This window comes from Pseudomonas sp. GXM4 (assembly GCF_008923895.1).
Lineage (GTDB): Bacteria > Pseudomonadota > Gammaproteobacteria > Pseudomonadales > Pseudomonadaceae > Aquipseudomonas > Aquipseudomonas atacamensis.
The window spans coordinates 1-16,824 of the sequence record NZ_WBRZ01000111.1 but is presented as its reverse complement, the minus strand read 5'-3'; the positions used below and the strand labels follow the sequence as shown (position 1 = coordinate 16,824).

Annotated in this window: 12 protein-coding genes and 1 pseudogene; 2 read left to right on the top strand and 11 right to left on the bottom strand. The window is 57.9% G+C overall.

The genetic code is table 11. From position 1 onward, the window contains the following. Positions 1-81: 81 nt before the first annotated feature. The 11 genes from F8N49_RS15330 to flhA form a co-directional block, all read right to left on the bottom strand. A complete protein-coding gene (locus tag F8N49_RS15330; RefSeq protein WP_024012121.1) occupies positions 82-870 on the bottom strand; it encodes a ParA family protein in 789 nt (262 codons plus the stop codon). 43 nt (positions 871-913) lie between these two features. Continuing rightward, on the bottom strand, positions 914-1,804 hold the full coding sequence (motD, locus tag F8N49_RS15325; RefSeq protein WP_016771054.1) for a flagellar motor protein MotD: 891 nt from the start codon (positions 1,802-1,804) through the stop codon (positions 914-916). A gap of 12 nt (positions 1,805-1,816) precedes the next feature. Beyond that, complete coding sequence (locus tag F8N49_RS15320) at positions 1,817-2,557, bottom strand: flagellar motor protein (protein WP_016771055.1); 741 nt, start codon at positions 2,555-2,557, stop codon at positions 1,817-1,819. Next, on the bottom strand, positions 2,557-3,708 hold the full coding sequence (locus tag F8N49_RS15315) for a chemotaxis response regulator protein-glutamate methylesterase (protein ID WP_151551850.1): 1,152 nt from the start codon (positions 3,706-3,708) through the stop codon (positions 2,557-2,559). Before F8N49_RS15315 ends, F8N49_RS15320 begins: the two co-directional genes overlap by 1 nt. Positions 3,709-3,757: 49 nt before the next feature. Continuing rightward, a complete protein-coding gene (locus tag F8N49_RS15310; protein ID WP_151551849.1) occupies positions 3,758-6,028 on the bottom strand; it encodes a chemotaxis protein CheA in 2,271 nt (756 codons plus the stop codon). Between the two features lie 53 nt (positions 6,029-6,081). Next, positions 6,082-6,870, bottom strand: a complete 789-nt coding sequence (locus F8N49_RS15305; protein ID WP_016771058.1) for a protein phosphatase CheZ — start codon at positions 6,868-6,870, stop codon at positions 6,082-6,084. Positions 6,871-6,888: 18 nt separating this feature from the next. Next, the gene (locus F8N49_RS15300) at positions 6,889-7,260 is read right to left on the bottom strand and encodes a chemotaxis response regulator CheY (protein WP_024012118.1); all 372 of its coding nucleotides are present in this window, start codon (positions 7,258-7,260) and stop codon (positions 6,889-6,891) included. Between the two features lie 167 nt (positions 7,261-7,427). Then, positions 7,428-8,168, bottom strand: a complete 741-nt coding sequence (gene fliA / locus F8N49_RS15295) for an RNA polymerase sigma factor FliA (RefSeq protein WP_016771059.1) — start codon at positions 8,166-8,168, stop codon at positions 7,428-7,430. Further along, a complete protein-coding gene (gene fleN / locus F8N49_RS15290; protein ID WP_016771060.1) occupies positions 8,165-8,995 on the bottom strand; it encodes a flagellar synthesis regulator FleN in 831 nt (276 codons plus the stop codon). Before fleN ends, fliA begins: the two co-directional genes overlap by 4 nt. Positions 8,996-9,111: 116 nt before the next feature. Next, on the bottom strand, positions 9,112-10,452 hold the full coding sequence (gene flhF / locus F8N49_RS15285) for a flagellar biosynthesis protein FlhF (RefSeq protein WP_024012117.1): 1,341 nt from the start codon (positions 10,450-10,452) through the stop codon (positions 9,112-9,114). A gap of 11 nt (positions 10,453-10,463) precedes the next feature. Beyond that, positions 10,464-12,593 carry a flagellar biosynthesis protein FlhA gene (gene flhA, locus F8N49_RS15280; RefSeq protein WP_016771062.1) on the bottom strand — a complete coding sequence of 710 codons (2,130 nt, stop codon included), beginning with the start codon at positions 12,591-12,593 and terminating at the stop codon, positions 10,464-10,466. 311 nt (positions 12,594-12,904) lie between these two features. Here flhA and F8N49_RS15275 point away from each other — a divergent pair. Both F8N49_RS15275 and F8N49_RS15270 read left to right on the top strand, forming a co-directional pair. Further along, a pseudogene (locus tag F8N49_RS15275) lies at positions 12,905-13,263 on the top strand (DUF6124 family protein). A 438-nt stretch (positions 13,264-13,701) separates the two neighbouring features. After that, complete coding sequence (locus F8N49_RS15270) at positions 13,702-16,254, top strand: putative mucin/carbohydrate-binding domain-containing protein (RefSeq protein WP_151551848.1); 2,553 nt, start codon at positions 13,702-13,704, stop codon at positions 16,252-16,254. Positions 16,255-16,824 lie beyond the last annotated feature (570 nt).

Genomic DNA, 16,824 nt, shown 5'->3' with positions numbered 1-16,824 from the left:
TTTTGATCTTTTCACGAGCACTGACAGGCCAGATCAAAAGATCGCAGCCTTCGGCAGCTCCTACACGAATAAGGATCATGCTCAGGCCACCTGCGGAACAAGTTGCTGCGCGAGCAGGTGCTTGAGCAGCGCGCGGTAGGCCAGCACGCCACGGCTCTTGCCGTCGAATTGCGAAGGCGTGACGCCCGCCCGGCTGGCGTCGCGCAGACGAGTATCGACCGGGATATAGCCGTGCCAGATGTCGTCGGGGAATTTGTCACGCAGCACGCGCAAGGTGCCCATCGACGCCTGCGTGCGGCGGTCGAACAAAGTCGGCACGATGCTGAACGGCAACGGCTGTTTGCGCGAACGATTGATCATCGCCAGGGTGTTGACCATGCGCTCCAGACCTTTCACGGCGAGGTGCTCGGTCTGCACCGGAATCACCAGTTGCTGGCTCGCCGCGAGGGCGTTGACCATCAGCACACCGAGCAACGGCGGGCTGTCGATGATCGCGTAATCGAAGTCCTGCCACAGTTGCGCCAGACTCTTGGCGATCACCAGGCCCAGGCCACTCTGCCCCGGCGACTGCCGCTCAAGGGTGGCCAGTGCGGTGCTCGATGGCAGCAGGGAAATCCGTTCGTCGCTGGTCGACAACAGCAACTGCCCCGGCAGGCCTTGCGGCACGCTGCCCTTGTGCAGAAACAGGTCGTAGTTGCTGTGCTCCAGGCTGTCGGGGTCGTAGCCGAAATAGCTGGTCATCGAGCCGTGCGGATCGAGATCGACCACAACCACGCGCTTGCCCGCCTCGGCCAGCAATCCGGCTAAAGCGATGGAGGATGTGGTTTTACCGACACCACCCTTTTGATTGGCGACTGCCCAGACTCTCATTCAGTTCGTTCCTCCCGGCCAGGTTGATTGGCCGAGACATGCTTCAGCGTGTTAATGCGGGCGACGGAGAATTGACGGCACTCTCGCGTCCCGGCGTCTTGACCGGGGTCGGTGCAGTTTGTGTGCCAGCGCGCTTCAACGCCGCGTCCGGTTGCGCATTGGCGGTTCCGGTGCCCGTCAGGCTGCGGCGCACATCGAGATTGCGCGACACCACCAGCACCACACGACGGTTCTTCGCCCGGCCTTCGACCGTGGCATTGTTGGCCACTGGCTGGAATTCGCCGTAGCCTACCGATGCCAGTCGCCCAGGGTTCACACCCTGCATGGCGAGCATGCGCACGATGCTCGCCGAACGCGCCGAGGACAGTTCCCAGTTGGTCGGGTACTGCGCGGTGCGGATCGGTTGATCGTCGGTGAAGCCTTCGACGTGGATCGGGTTGTCGAACGGTTTGAGGATCGCCGCGACCTTGTCGATGATGTTGAACGCGATGTCGCTCGGCATGGCGTCGCCGCTGCCAAACAACAGGCTGGAATTGAGCTCGATCTCGACCCACAACTCGTTGCCGCGCACGGTCATCTGGTTGGAGCTGATCAAATCACCGAAGGCGGCGCTGATGTCATCGGCGATGCTTTTCAGCGGATCGCTGGCCCCGGAAATGCCAGCGTCGACCTGCTCGGCATCCTTGACCAGCGGCTTGGCCGGGGTCACGGTTTTCGGTCGTTCGTCGCCGATCGGAATCGGTTTGAGCGAGCGATCGGAGTCGGTAAACACGCCGATCAGCGCTTCGGAAATGACTTTGTACTTGCCTTCGTTGATCGACGAGATCGAGTACATCACCACGAAAAACGCGAACAGCAAAGTGATGAAATCCGCGTAGGACACGAGCCAGCGCTCGTGATTGACGTGTTCTTCCTGGTGGCGACGACGAGCCATGAGGTTATTCCCTTAGTCCATGAAGCCTTGCAGCTTCAACTCAATGGAACGAGGGTTTTCACCTTCGGCGATCGACAGAATTCCTTCCAGCAACATTTCGCGATAACGCGACTGCCGCAACGCGATGGACTTGAGCTTGGCCGCGACCGGCAAGAGGATCAGGTTGGCACTGGCCACGCCATAGATGGTCGCGACGAACGCCACGGCAATGCCGTTACCCAGTTGCGACGGATCAGCGAGGTTGCCCATCACGTGAATCAGGCCCATCACCGCACCGATGATGCCGATGGTCGGCGCGTAGCCGCCCATGCTTTCGAACACTTTGGCCGCTTCGATATCGCGGGATTCCTGAGTGTAGAAATCCACTTCGAGAATGCTGCGAATCGCCTCCGGCTCGGCGCCGTCGACCAGCAGTTGCAGACCTTTGCGCGAGTAGCTGTCAGGTTCGGCGTCGGCCACGCCTTCGAGGCCGAGCAAGCCTTCCTTGCGCGCCGTAAGGCTCCAATTGACCACGCGGTCGATGCCGCCGGCCAGGTCGACACGCGGTGGAAAGAAGATCCAGCCGAGAATCTGCATGGCGCGCTTGAACGCGCTCATCGGCGATTGCAGCAGCGCAGCACCGACCGTGCCGCCGAGAACGATCAGCGCTGCCGGGCCGTTGGCCAGCGCGCCGAGGTGACCGCCTTCAAGGTAGTTGCCGCCGATGATGGCGACGAACGCCATGATGAGGCCGATAAGGCTGAGAACATCCATCAGATACACGCCTCGACGATGTGCTTGCCGATGTCGTCCAGACCATACACCGCGTCAGCCAGATCGGCTTTGACGATGGCCATCGGCATGCCGTAGATCACGCAGCTTGCTTCGTCCTGCGCCCACACCGAACTGCCGCCCTGCTTGAGCAGACGCGCGCCTTCGCGGCCGTCGGCGCCCATGCCGGTCAGTACCACTGCCAGAACTTTGTCGCCGTAGGACTTGGCTGCAGAACCGAACGTGATGTCCACGCACGGCTTGTAATTCAGACGTTCGTCACCCGGCAGAATCTTCACCGCGCCACGGCCGTCGATCATCATCTGCTTGCCACCCGGCGCCAGCAGCGCCAGGCCCGGACGCAGGATGTCGCCATCCTCGGCTTCCTTGACGCTGATACGGCAGAGCTTGTCGAGACGCTCGGCAAACGCTTTGGTGAACGCCGCCGGCATGTGCTGGATCAGCACGATCGGCGCCGGGAAGTTCGCCGGTAACTGCGTCAGTACGCGTTGCAGCGCGACCGGGCCACCCGTCGAGGTGCCGATGGCAACCAGTTTGTAGGCTTTGCGTTTCGGTGCCGGCGACGAAGCACTGGCAGCGGATGCACGGGCAGGCGCAGGCGCAGGTGCAGGTGCAGGACGTGCCGGGACAGGGCTGCTGTGGCTCGTGTGGCTGCCGTAGTTCGACGCTGCCGGAGCAGGCGTCGGCGCTGGCGCAGCGGCGGGAGCCGGCGCGCTGTAGGCACTGAAACGACGATTGCTGCGCGAGATGCTGTGGACTTTCTCGCACAGCAGCTGCTTGACCTTCTCGGGGTTGCGCGAGATGTCTTCGAAATTCTTCGGCAGGAAATCCACCGCGCCGGCGTCCAGGGCATCGAGGGTTACCCGCGCGCCTTCGTGGGTCAGCGAGGAGAACATCAACACCGGGGTCGGGCAGCGCTGCATGATGTGCCGCACTGCCGTGATGCCGTCCATCATCGGCATCTCGTAGTCCATGGTGATCACGTCAGGCTTGAGGGCCATGGCCTGATCGATCGCCTCTTTACCGTTGGTGGCCGTGCCGACCACCTGGATGCTCGGATCCGCCGAAAGAATTTCCGAGACGCGGCGGCGGAAAAAACCCGAATCGTCCACCACCAGGACTTTGACTGCCATAAACACTCCATTAGGTGCAGCGGCGCGTCATCGCGCCGCCGCCCCGGATTCAAATACGCTTTGTGGCGTAACGCTTGAGCATGCTTGGAACATCGAGAATCAGCGCAATGCGGCCGTCACCGGTGATGGTGGCGCCGGACATGCCCGGAGTTCCCTGGAGCATTTTGCCCAATGGCTTGATGACCACTTCTTCCTGGCCGACCAGCTGATCGACGACGAAGCCGATCCGCTGAGTGCCCACCGAAAGAATCACCACATGGCCTTCGCGCTGCTCTTCGTGAGCCGCGGAGCTGACCAGCCAGCGCTTGAGGTAGAACAATGGCAGCGCCTTGTCGCGCACGATCACCACTTCCTGACCGTCGACGACGTTGGTGGTCGACAGGTCGAGGTGGAAGATTTCGTTGACGTTGACCAGCGGGAACGCAAACGCCTGATTGCCGAGCATGACCATCAGCGTCGGCATGATCGCCAGGGTCAGCGGCACCTTGATGACGATCTTCGAGCCTTGGCCCTTGGTCGAGTAGATGTTGATCGAACCGTTGAGCTGGGAAATCTTGGTCTTCACCACGTCCATGCCGACACCACGGCCGGACACGTCGGAGATCTCGGTCTTGGTCGAGAAACCCGGGGCGAAAATCAGGTTGTAGCACTCGGTATCGCTCAGGCGATCGGCCGCGTCCTTGTCCATCACACCGCGTTTTACCGCGATCGAACGCAGGACGTTCGGGTCCATGCCTTTGCCGTCGTCGGAGATCGACAGCAGGATATGGTCGCCTTCCTGCTCGGCCGCCAGCACCACGCGACCGCCACGGGCCTTGCCCGATGCTTCGCGTTCTTCCGGCGACTCGATGCCGTGGTCGACAGCGTTGCGCACCAAGTGGACCAGCGGGTCGGCCAGAGCCTCGACAAGGTTTTTGTCGAGGTCGGTTTCTTCACCCACCAGTTCCAGGTTGATTTCTTTCTTGAGCTGACGTGCGAGGTCGCGAACCAGACGCGGGAAGCGCCCGAAGACCTTCTTGATCGGCTGCATCCGCGTTTTCATCACGGCGGTCTGCAGGTCAGCGGTGACCACGTCGAGGTTCGACACGGCCTTGGACATGGCTTCGTCGCCGCTGTTGAGGCCCAGACGCACCAGACGGTTACGCACCAGCACAAGCTCGCCGACCATGTTCATGATCTCGTCGAGCCGCGCGGTGTCGACGCGCACGGTGGTTTCCGCTTCGCTGGCCGGCTTTTCTGCCGGGGCAGCAGCTGGCGCGCGGGCCGGAGCCGGTGCAGCAGCGGCGGCCGGTTTCGGCGCCTCGGCTTTCGGTTCAGGCTTGGCGGCAGGCTTCGGCGCAGCAGCGGCAGCCGGAGCTTTCGCCGCTGGCGTGGCGACGCTCGACACGGAGCCGGCAGTCGCAGCGCTGGCGTCAAACTTGCCTTTGCCGTGCAGTTCGTCGAGCAGCGATTCGAATTCGTGATCGCTGATCAGGTCACTGCCGGCCGCAGCGGCTGCCGGTGCAGCAGGTGCTGACGGGGCCGAAGCGATGGCCGATTCCAGCGCGTCAACGGCGAAGTTGCCCTTGCCGTGCAACTGATCGAGCAAGGCTTCGAATTCGTCGTCGGTGATGTCCGAGCTGTCGCCCGCAGCAGGCGCGGCCGGCGCTGCTGGTGCCGCCGGAGCGACTGCATCGACAGCAAACTGGCCTTTGCCATGCAGTTGATCGAGCAGCGATTCAAATTCGGCGTCGGTGATTTCATCGCTGGCCGCCGTATCGGCAACCTGCGCGGGAGCAGCGACAGCGGCCGGAGCCTCGGCCTGGGCCTTGACGGCATTCAGCGAGTCCAGCAGTTGTTCGAATTCGTTATCGGTGATGTCGTCCGATGCGCTTTCGGCGACCGGTTCTTCCACCGCTTCTACCGGTGCGGCAACGGCTTCATCCGCCGATTGCGGTTCGGCCAGACGCGCCAGCGCGGCCAGCAGTTCCGGCGTCGCAGCGGTGATCGGTGCACGTTCACGGACTTCGCTGAACATGCTGTTCACCGCGTCCAGTGCTTCGAGCACCACGTCCATCAGTTCTGCATCAACGCGACGCTCACCCTTGCGCAGGATGTCGAACACGTTTTCGGCGATGTGACAGCACTCCACCAGCTCATTGAGCTGAAGGAAGCCGGCGCCCCCTTTTACAGTGTGGAAACCGCGAAAAATTGCATTGAGCAGATCTGCATCATCCGGACGGCTTTCCAGCTCGACCAGTTGTTCGGACAGTTGCTCAAGAATCTCGCCGGCCTCAACCAGGAAATCCTGAAGGATCTCTTCATCGGCGCCGAAGCTCATTAATGGGGTGCTCCTACAGGTCTAAAAACCCAAAAAACCCGAATTCCGAAACTCTAGAATCCAAGGCTGGATAACAAATCGTCCACATCGTCCTGACCGGACACAACGTCTTCTCGTTTATCGGCATGAATCTGCGGACCTTCACCCTGCGAGAGATGTTTTTGTGGATCTTTTTCAGCAAGCATTGCGGCGCGGTCATGTTCGATGCCCGCAAAGCGGTCGACCTGACTGGCCATGAGCACGAGTTTGAGCAGATTGCTTTCGACTTCGGTGACCAGTTGGGTCACACGCTTGATCACTTGACCTGTGAGGTCCTGGTAATCCTGAGCGAGCAGGATGTCGTTGAGGTTGCTCGACACCGCACGGTTGTCCGTGCTGCTGCGTGACAGAAAACCGTCGACCCGGCGCGCCAGTTCGCGGAACTCTTCAGCCCCGACCTCGCGACGCATGAAGCGGCCCCAATCGGCGCTCAACGTCTGCGCTTCATCAGCGAGACTGTTGACCACCGGCGTGGCGCTTTCCACCAGATCCATGGTGCGGTTGGCCGCGGCTTCCGTCAGCTTGACCACATAGCCCAGGCGTTCGGTGGCGTCGGTGATTTGCGACACTTCCTCGGCCTGCGGCATGTGCGGATCGATCTGGAAATTGACGATCGCACTGTGCAGTTCACGTGTGAGCTTGCCCACTTCCTGATACAGGCCGCGGTCACGGGTCTGATTGAGCTCATGGATCAGTTGCACCGCGTCGCCGAACTTGCCTTTTTCAAGGCTCTCGACCAGTTCGACGGCGTGTTTTTTCAGGGTCGATTCGAAATCGCCCTGTGATGATTCGTTATGCTCCATAGCTCCCCCGCGCATTCATCAGCCGATGCGTTCGAAAATCTTCTCGATTTTGTCTTTCAACGCTTGAGCCGTGAAAGGTTTGACCACGTAACCGTTCACACCGGCCTGAGCGGCCTCGATGATCTGCTCGCGCTTGGCTTCAGCAGTCACCATCAACACCGGGAGGTGCTTGAGTTTTTCATCGGCGCGCACGTGACGCAGCAGGTCGATACCGGTCATGCCCGGCATGTTCCAGTCCGTTACCAGAAAGTCGATGCTGCCGCTGTTGAGCACCGGAATGGCAGTGGTGCCATCGTCGGCCTCGACGGTGTTGGTGAACCCAAGATCGCGCAGCAGGTTCTTGATGATCCGCCGCATCGTTGAGAAGTCATCAACGATGAGGATTTTCATGTCTTTGTTCAATTCGACCTCCAAGCAGTCTTAAACGCGCCCAGCACCTGGACGCGCCACTTCAATCAATCGGCGCAGCACTTAAAGTTTGTCTGGAGCACAACGGATCGAGACCGGCGCCGTTCATCACCGCACCAGCCTCGTTTCGCAGTGTCCCCACACTGCCTTCAGCGCGCTCGCCACTCCCCCAAACGCCCCCGCAGACGGGCCGCGCACTGGCTGTGTAACTGGCTGACCCGCGATTCACTGACGCCAAGGACTTCACCGATCTCCTTGAGGTTCAGCTCTTCGTCGTAGTACAGCGCCAACACCAGTCGCTCACGCTCCGGCAAATTGGCAATCGCGTCCGCCAGCGCCGCCTGGAAGCGTTCATCTTCCAGATCGCGTGACGGCTCCATATGAGCACTCGCGCCATCCTCGTGCAGCCCTTCGTGTTCGCCGTCCTGCAACAGGTCGTCAAAACTGAACAGGCGACTGCCCAAGGTGTCATTCAGAATCCCGTAGTAATCGTCGAGACTCAATTGGAGTTCGGCCGCAACCTCGTGATCTTTAGCGTCACGGCCGGTTTTAGCTTCAATCGAGCGAATCGCGTCGCTGACCATCCTGGTATTACGGTGAACCGAGCGTGGCGCCCAATCCCCTTTGCGCACTTCATCGAGCATCGCGCCGCGGATTCGAATGCCCGCGTACGTTTCGAAACTGGCGCCTTTGCTGGCGTCGTATTTGGTCGAGACTTCGAGCAAACCGATCATCCCGGCCTGGATCAGGTCTTCGACCTGCACGCTGGCCGGCAGGCGCGCCAGCAAGTGATAGGCAATGCGCTTGACCAGTGGCGCGTAACGCTCGATCAATTCGTATTGCGCGTCACGCGCCGACTTTTTGTAAAGATTCATGCCACTGGCGGTCATATCACAGGCCCTGCGGTTTGCTGCACGAGACGCTCGACGAAAAATTCCAGATGCCCGCGCGGGTTGGCCGGCAGCGGCCAGGTGTCGACCTTCTGGGCGATGGCCTTGAAGGCCAGCGCGCACTTGGAACGGGGAAAGGCTTCGTAGACGGCGCGCTGCTTCTGCACCGCCTTGCGCACGCTTTCGTCGTACGGCACGGCGCCGACGTATTGTAGGGCGACGTCGAGGAAGCGATCCGTGACCTTGGTCAACTTGGCGAACAGGTTGCGCCCTTCCTGCGGGCTCTGCGCCATGTTGGCCAGCACGCGGAAGCGGTTCATGCCGTAATCGCGGTTGAGCAACTTGATCAGCGCGTAAGCGTCGGTGATCGAAGTCGGCTCGTCGCAGACCACCAGCAACACTTCCTGGGCGGCGCGTACGAAACTGACTACCGAGTCACCAATACCCGCAGCGGTGTCGATCACCAGCACGTCGAGATTGTCGCCGATGTCGCTGAACGCCTGGATCAGGCCGGCGTGCTGCGCCGGGCTCAGGTGCACCATGCTCTGCGTGCCGGAGGCCGCCGGCACGATGCGAATCCCGCCCGGCCCCTGCAACAGCACGTCGCGCAGTTCGCAACGGCCTTCGATGACGTCGGCCAGTGTGCGCTTGGGTGTCAGCCCCAGCAGAACGTCGACGTTCGCCAGGCCCAGGTCGGCGTCCAGCAGCATGACCCGACGGCCAAGCTCTGCCAGCGCCAGCGACAAGTTCACTGACACGTTAGTCTTGCCGACGCCACCTTTGCCGCCGGTCACCGCGATCACCTGTACGGGATGCATGCTGCCCATGTTATTTCTTTACCTTGTCTTGCATAGACGGAGGCCACATTACTGGCTGCGCGTTCCTGATCGGAACAATGCGTGGCAGACCATCGATGTAGGTACAAAAACTGTTCATGATTACCTCAGCCAACCTGCTTGGTCGGGCTGTGATAGATATCAGCGAACATGTCAGCCATGGCTTCTTCGCTGGGTTCTTCCTGCATTTGCACGCTGACGGCGCGGCTGACCAATTGATGACGACGCGGCAGATGCAGATCATCCGGAATCCGTGGGCCATCGGTCAGGTACGCGACCGGCAATTCATGACTGATCGCCAGGCTCAACACTTCGCCGAGACTGGCCGTTTCATCCAGTTTAGTCAGGATGCAGCCGGCCAGCCCGCAACGCTTGTAACTGTGATAAGCGGCGGTTAGAACCTGTTTCTGGCTGGTGGTTGCCAGGACCAGATAATTTTTTGAGCGAATGCCACGCCCGGCCAGGCTCTCAAGCTGCATGCGCAACGCCGGATCACTGGCTTGCAGGCCGGCAGTATCGATCAAAACCACGCGTTTGCGTAGCAGTGGATCCAATGCCTGCACCAGCGACTGACCCGGATCGACGTGCGTCACCGGCACGTTGAGGATGCGTCCGAGGGTTTTCAGTTGTTCCTGCGCGCCGATGCGGAAGCTGTCCATGCTCACCAGTGCAACGTTCTGCGCGCCGTACTTGAGCACATAACGCGCGGCGAGCTTGGCCAGCGTGGTGGTCTTGCCCATGCCGGCGGGGCCGACCATGGCAATCACACCGCCCTCTTCCAGCGGCTCGACTTCCGGTACGGCAATCATCCGCGCCAGGTGGGCCAACAGCATGCGCCAGGCCTGACGGGGTTCTTCGATATCGGTGATCATCGCCAACAGATCGCGCGACAGCGGGCCGGACAGGCCGATGCGCTGCAGACGGCGATACAGATTGGCCTGGGCCGGACGGCTGCCTTGCAGCTGATTCCAGGCCAGGGTGCCGAGCTGCACTTCCATCAACTCGCGCAAGCTGTTCAATTCAAAACGCATCGAATCCAGCGCACGCGGATCGACACCCGCCGAGGCCTGCGCAGGCGCTGCGGCCGGACGCGTCGGTGCGGCGTAGGTCGGCTCGCTCAGCGGTTCGGCAGCAGTCAGCGGCAGGCCTGCGGTCAATGGCAGCCCGGCAAACAACTGCTGATTGGTGTTGCCGTCGGCTTCGCCACGCAGGCTCAGCTCGGCCTGGGCGGTGACGATACGCGACTGGGTCTTGCGCAGCTCGTCTTCGAGTTCCATGTTCGGAACCCGTGGCGCCAGCGCCGACAATTTGTAATCCAGAGCCGCCGTCAACTCGACGCCGCCGGCAATGCGGCGGTTGCCGATGATGGCGGCATCAGCGCCCAGCTCATCGCGAACCAGCTTCATGGCCTGACGCATATCGGCGGCGAAAAAACGCTTAACTTGCATAAACCACTACCTCAGCCGTTGGGCCCTACTGTCGCAACGATGGTCACTTGCTTGTTGTCCGGTACTTCCTGGTAGGCCAGCACATGCAGGCCTGGCACTGCGAGGCGGCCGAAGCGCGAGAGCATCGCGCGAATCGGGCCTGCCACCAGCAGGATCACCGGTTGGCCTTGCATTTCCTGACGCTGGGCCGCTTCGATCAACGAACGTTGCAGCTTCTCGGCCATGCTCGGCTCCAGCAGAACGCCCTCTTCCGAGCCTTGTCCTGCCTTCTGCAGACTATTGAGCAATATCTGTTCCAACCTTGGTTCCAATGTGATTACAGGCAGCTCGGACTCAGTGCCTACAATGCTTTGGACGATTGCACGGGATACGCCGACCCGCACAGCGGCGACCAGCGCGGCGGTATCTTGACTCTTGGCAGCGTTGTTCGCGATCGCCTCGGCAATGCTGCGAATGTCACGCACCGGCACGTGCTCAGCGAGCAGCGCTTGCAGAACTTTGAGCAACTGCGACAGCGAAACCACGCCCGGCACCAGCTCTTCTGCCAGTTTCGGCGAGCTCTTGGCCAGCAATTGCATAAGTTGCTGCACTTCCTCGTGGCCGATCAGCTCACTGGAGTGCTTGTACAGAATCTGGTTCAAGTGGGTGGCGACCACGGTGCTCGCATCGACCACGGTGTAGCCGAGCGATTGCGCCTGGGCGCGCTGGCTGATTTCGATCCACACCGCCTCCAGGCCAAAAGCCGGATCTTTGGCGTTGATCCCGTTGAGCGAGCCGTACACCTGGCCCGGGTTGATCGCCAGTTCGCGATCCGGGTAGATCTCGGCCTCGGCGAGGATCACGCCCATCAGCGTCAAGCGGTACGCGCTCGGCGCCAGATCGAGGTTGTCGCGGATGTGCACGGTCGGCATCAGGAAGCCCAGATCCTGCGAGAGCTTCTTGCGCACGCCCTTGATCCGCGCGAGCAATTGCCCACCCTGATTGCGGTCCACCAGCGGAATCAGGCGATAGCCGACTTCCAGGCCAATCATGTCGATCGGCGTCACGTCGTCCCAGCCCAGCTCCTTGGTTTCCATGGCGCGGGCCGGCGACGGCAGCAGTTCCTGCTGACGCTTGACCTCTTCCAGCGCCACGACCTTGGCGACGTTCTGCTTCTTCCAGAACAGGTACGCGCCGCCCGCAGCCAGCGCCGCCATGCTCAGGAAGGAGAAGTGCGGCATGCCCGGCACCAGGCCCATCACCGCCATCAAACCTGCGGCCACGGCCAGCGCTTTCGGCGAGGCGAACATCTGGCGGTTGATCTGCTTGCCCATGTCTTCCGAGCCGGACGCACGGGTCACCATGATCGCCGCTGCTGTAGATAACAACAGTGATGGCAATTGCGCCACTAAACCGTCACCGATGGTCAGCAAGGCGTAAACCTTGCCCGCATCGCCGAAGCTCATGCCGTGCTGGAAGATACCAACCGCCATGCCGCCAATGAGGTTGATGAACAGAATCAGCAGGCCGGCGATGGCGTCACCACGGACAAACTTGCTGGCACCGTCCATCGAACCGTAGAACTCAGCCTCCTGGGCGACTTCCTGACGGCGCGACTTGGCTTGATTCTGGTCGATCAGGCCGGCGTTGAGGTCGGCGTCAATCGCCATTTGTTTGCCGGGCATCGCATCGAGGGTGAAACGCGCGCTCACCTCGGAAATCCGCCCGGCGCCCTTGGTCACCACGACGAAGTTGATGATCATCAGAATCGCGAAGACCACGATACCGACCACGTAGTTACCGCCGATCACCACCTCACCGAAGGCCTGAATCACCTTACCGGCAGCGGCGTGGCCGTCCTGACCGTGGAGCATTACCACCCGCGTCGAGGCTACGTTCAGCGCCAGTCGCAGCAACGTCGCCACCAGCAGGATGGTCGGGAACACGGCGAAGTCCAGCGGCCGCAGCGCATACACGCAGACCAGCAGGACGACGATGGACAGGGCAATGTTGAAGGTAAAGAAGACGTCGAGCAGGAACGGCGGTACCGGCAACATCATCATCGCCAGCATGACCAGCAGCAACAACGGCACGCCCAGATTGCCTCGACTGAGGTCGGCAACGTTGGTGCGTGCTGTATTGAATAACTGAGTGCGATCCACCGGTTTTCCCCGTTCCTTTAAAGCAAACTTTTGACGCCCCGAGCGGACGCAGGGCGGTTATTGCAAGAAGCTTTCCAACTTTTACAAAGGATTGAAAAACACGGCCGATGTAGGAGTGAGCCGGCTGGCGATAAGGATTTTCCGCTCAATGCATTCAAATCAGACAGACCGCTATCGCGAGCAGGCTCACTCCTACAAGGGAATGCATTCCAAACGTCAGATTGAAATGCGTTCCAACTGTGGGAGCGAGCGCGACTCGCTTATAGCTTGCAGTGAAGGTTGGCAGCTCCAATGACTCTCGGAGCTTCATCATGATCAAACGAACATCCAACCTACCCGAACCCGAGCCCACCTCCCCCTACGAATCCCTCGATTCAAAAAAAATCCACCAAGCCGCCGACCACGCCCTCGGCTACTACCTCTGCCCACTCGGCGCCACGCCCATTCAACGTAAAACCCGCTCGATGTTCGCTGTGACCGCCGGCTTCAAATACGAAGAACCGTTGGCCAACGCTTGCGAAACACTTGCTTCAGCCAGAACCTTCCCCAAAAACTGCGCCAACCTCCTACCCGCGTCGCAACGCAGGACGCTGTTGGGCATTGCGCAACTCGTTATGCTCGGCGAGCTGGCGGTGAATCGGCGCTGCATAATCTGAAGTTGCCCGGCTGATGCTGGCGCGGTAATCACTCGGTGAGCTCTTCGTTGCCCGTTCACGCACTTTCGTCAGCAATTTTCAGCATTAGATCGGGGCGGGCGGTCGTGCCCGTGCGCTGTATGGGAAGGGGTGCCTGTCCCGAAGCTGCGCGTTCGTTTTCGGAGGGGACGCGGAGAATGCCGGCTACGTTCTGGCGCTGAGTGGGGATACGAAAAGAACAAGAGGTCGCAGCCTGCGATAGCGCAAACCACAGCTATCGGAAAGCCAAGTCCCAAACCGGAACACGCAAAAATGGTGGCCGCGGCGCACAGACCGGAAAGCCGTACTTCAAAAAGATCTTAAAACACGGTCATTGATAATCAAATTATATAAACACCTGTCAACTTTGACAGGTTACGAAGCTGAATTTCTCGAGGAAACTCATACCAATACTATTGAATGAGTATTACACAATGGCCACTTGGATCAGCTCAACCCACAGCATCTATGCGCTGCAACTGCCAACATGGTTAAATAATGCAGGGATGAGCAAAGGAATCTATCACGACAAACAAAATCTTGGAGTCATCCTCGATCCCGGCATCACCATTCGCGCAAAACATCTGGGCACAGCAGATGATCCCGCTATAGAACTATCACTACTGAACGACGATGGCAGCAAGGAACAATACATCTCACTGAACAATGAATTCTGTGAGTTCACGTCCACCCATACATCCGCAGCCTTCATTTCAACGCCCTACAGGGAAAGCGCGTCAAACATTGAGATTGTGATTGAATACAGCAGCCCACCAAAATCTCTTCCAGTTCATAAAACTGGTACGGACACCGCCGACTTTTTCAAATTCTGGGATGATCAAGCTAGCGCATTTGCCCTTATCAGCACACGTTATGCAGACATACTCGTTCCTGCGCAAGACAAACCACACCTCAAACGCCTCCATGAGAGTACTGGCATGGTGCATTTGGAAAATTATTTTCAGGGCATCTTTGAACTTTTTAATCATTTGGCTGGCTTATCATTCTCGCCAAATACACCAACAGACAAAAACGTTCCCAATCGATACTTTATGAAGGCCAATAAAACCGGCTTGGGCTCTGCATACTATGGCCACGATCATACCGCCGAAACAAATGATTCCGTCGCTAGTTTCTGGTTAAATCCTGACCCTAAAAATTGGGGGTCGATCCACGAAATAGGCCATGGCTATCAAGGGCTTTTTATGGATTACAGTGAAATCCCCCTAGGGGAGGTTTGGAACAACCTGTATGCATACTATTATCAGGCGCAACATCTAGGAGACGACCTCTTCAAAGACAGTTGGCTATACCACGGAGAGCAAGATCTGCATTTTGATCTTACTGAACAGCTATTCGAAAGAAACCCTGCAATTAGCACCTGGCAACTTCACGAACTACTCTATTATCTAATACTGATACTTGACAAAGCAGGACTATCAGCATTGATAGATTATAACAAAGCCTATCGAGCAGCCTGCAATCGACACGATTTTCACCCGAGAGATTATTCCTTTATAGAAATGTTCATTGATAGTTGCGCAAAAACCTCCAACATCGATATCTCTCCGTTACTGAGAATAGGCCAGATTTCAACTTCCAGAATCAACAACCTGGTCACTCGCTATGCCAACCGGATACCTGTCTACCCCTTGTACAAACTCGCACCCAGAGAAAAATTATCGTCCCTGGTCAAGCAGCTTAACTTGGCTAGCCGAATAGATCTGATTGATAATATTGCGCTGAAAGACGCTGGACTCATGGGAAACGTCGAACTGGTGCTGGACAATAAATTATATGATGCGTTTTACACTAAAGACTTCTTACTAAGAAATGGCACCAATCTATCGACAATCATTAACATCAATGCGCAGAAAATCACAGTTCCAAACCTCGCAGCTGGCGTGTATACACTACAAGCACCATCCATCTGCAATGGCAAACTTTATACCACCACGCAACACATTGACGTTAGAGGCGACATCACCAATAGCATCAATATTGAATATAAATACATATCAGGTGCCAAATTAGCTTCGCAAACCATTGAACTTTACGGCTTGTATACCAGATTTGTTTCGATCGAAATTGATCCCGGCGAAGACTGTATCACCATTGACATTCATGCTAACGCCCCTCATTCCTATTATGCTGACCGCATCTATTCGTCGATCACGATCAAAGATAGGCATCAGCGCACTGTTTTCCAGCAGGTTTTACATGGTAACAGCGTCACAACTACCAAAGAGAAGATCACTGCGGCTCCTGATTATACAATTGAAATTTTTCATGCTGAACCTAGCCGCAACAAGATTTTCCCAGCGAGCGAACTGGTGCTTGACGCAAAAAACACACTCGTCATACTTACCATGACACCGCAGGGCCTTTACAACAAGCAACTTGGCACCCCCACCGGAGAGAATCTGGCTCGAGAAATTGAGAAGCTTTCGGCCACTATCAATGCCCAGCCCCACTTTCTTTTATACAGAGATCACCCCCTCTTGGATGAGCTTTATGTTGCCATCAACTCTTTCAACGACGTCAAACACAACCAGCTTCTTGAAAAGTATAAGGACTTGTACCTAAAACATCAAAACTCCGAGTCGAGATTCGTTACAGGTACGAACTTCAGTTGGAATCAAGGGGCACACGGTGGAAACATCGCGACAATCGAGTTCAATCTGGCACAGGAAATCATCAACATCGAAGTCTATCCAGCCGCACCTCATGTAAGTTTCGCCAGCGTTTACCTGGCAATCTGGATTCATAACAAGAAAGGCAACATATTATTTTGCCAGGAACTGCGCGGAACAAGTATCGCCGAACACACTTCTCTATCCCTGCCATTCACCCAAGGATCAGAGATAAATATCTTCCACGCCGAGCACACAAGATCGCCAATAATCAATCAGACCACAAAAGAACAATATGAGATTAAGCAGCGGCATCGTGTCTACGCACTTGAACGTGGGAAACTTGCAATTTAGTTATACCGGCCTAGCAACCACACAGCGTAGACATCAATCATCGCCACGGGAGTCTCCCAGAATCGGCAAACCGTGCGCCCCTTTTCACTGACCGGAATAGGCGGTAAGGACTTAGATATTTTGCAATTTAAACTTGGCTGTTTAAAAGACACCTTAAGACACGCCTCCAAGGCTACAAATCCTTGCGCCATTGCCTACAGCCAAGCCAGAATCCGCCGGCTTGTGCGCTTTGGGGTCGGATTCTATTGTGGTGCGGTCACTGACGAATCAGCGATCGGGTTTAGCGACTCGGACCAACTCAGTGCATCAGCGATCGTGGCTTCGTTGCGGGATTTTTCGCCCGCAATAACGTTATGGCGGCTGTATGTGGGAGACCTTCGGGTCTACCGGGGTGCCTGAGACCGGTTCGCTAACCTGCGTACAGCTGCCACCTTCACTTGTTTAGCGACAGGGGAAAAGTGGCTCCATAACCTCAGGAGCTTCACCATGATCAAACCAACACCCAACCCACCCGAATCCGACCCCACCTCCCCCTACGAATCCCTCGACTCAAAAAAACTTCACCAAGCC

Coding starts and splice junctions, on each gene's coding strand:
- F8N49_RS15330 (WP_024012121.1), bottom strand. CDS start 870: ATGAGAGTCTGGGCAGTCGCCAATCAAAAGGGTGGTGTCGGTAAAACC.
- motD (WP_016771054.1), bottom strand. CDS start 1,804: ATGGCTCGTCGTCGCCACCAGGAAGAACACGTCAATCACGAGCGCTGG.
- F8N49_RS15320 (WP_016771055.1), bottom strand. CDS start 2,557: ATGGATGTTCTCAGCCTTATCGGCCTCATCATGGCGTTCGTCGCCATC.
- F8N49_RS15315 (WP_151551850.1), bottom strand. CDS start 3,708: ATGGCAGTCAAAGTCCTGGTGGTGGACGATTCGGGTTTTTTCCGCCGC.
- F8N49_RS15310 (WP_151551849.1), bottom strand. CDS start 6,028: ATGAGCTTCGGCGCCGATGAAGAGATCCTTCAGGATTTCCTGGTTGAG.
- F8N49_RS15305 (WP_016771058.1), bottom strand. CDS start 6,870: ATGGAGCATAACGAATCATCACAGGGCGATTTCGAATCGACCCTGAAA.
- F8N49_RS15300 (WP_024012118.1), bottom strand. CDS start 7,260: ATGAAAATCCTCATCGTTGATGACTTCTCAACGATGCGGCGGATCATC.
- fliA (WP_016771059.1), bottom strand. CDS start 8,168: ATGACCGCCAGTGGCATGAATCTTTACAAAAAGTCGGCGCGTGACGCG.
- fleN (WP_016771060.1), bottom strand. CDS start 8,995: ATGGGCAGCATGCATCCCGTACAGGTGATCGCGGTGACCGGCGGCAAA.
- flhF (WP_024012117.1), bottom strand. CDS start 10,452: ATGCAAGTTAAGCGTTTTTTCGCCGCCGATATGCGTCAGGCCATGAAG.
- F8N49_RS15270 (WP_151551848.1), top strand. CDS start 13,702: ATGGCCACTTGGATCAGCTCAACCCACAGCATCTATGCGCTGCAACTG.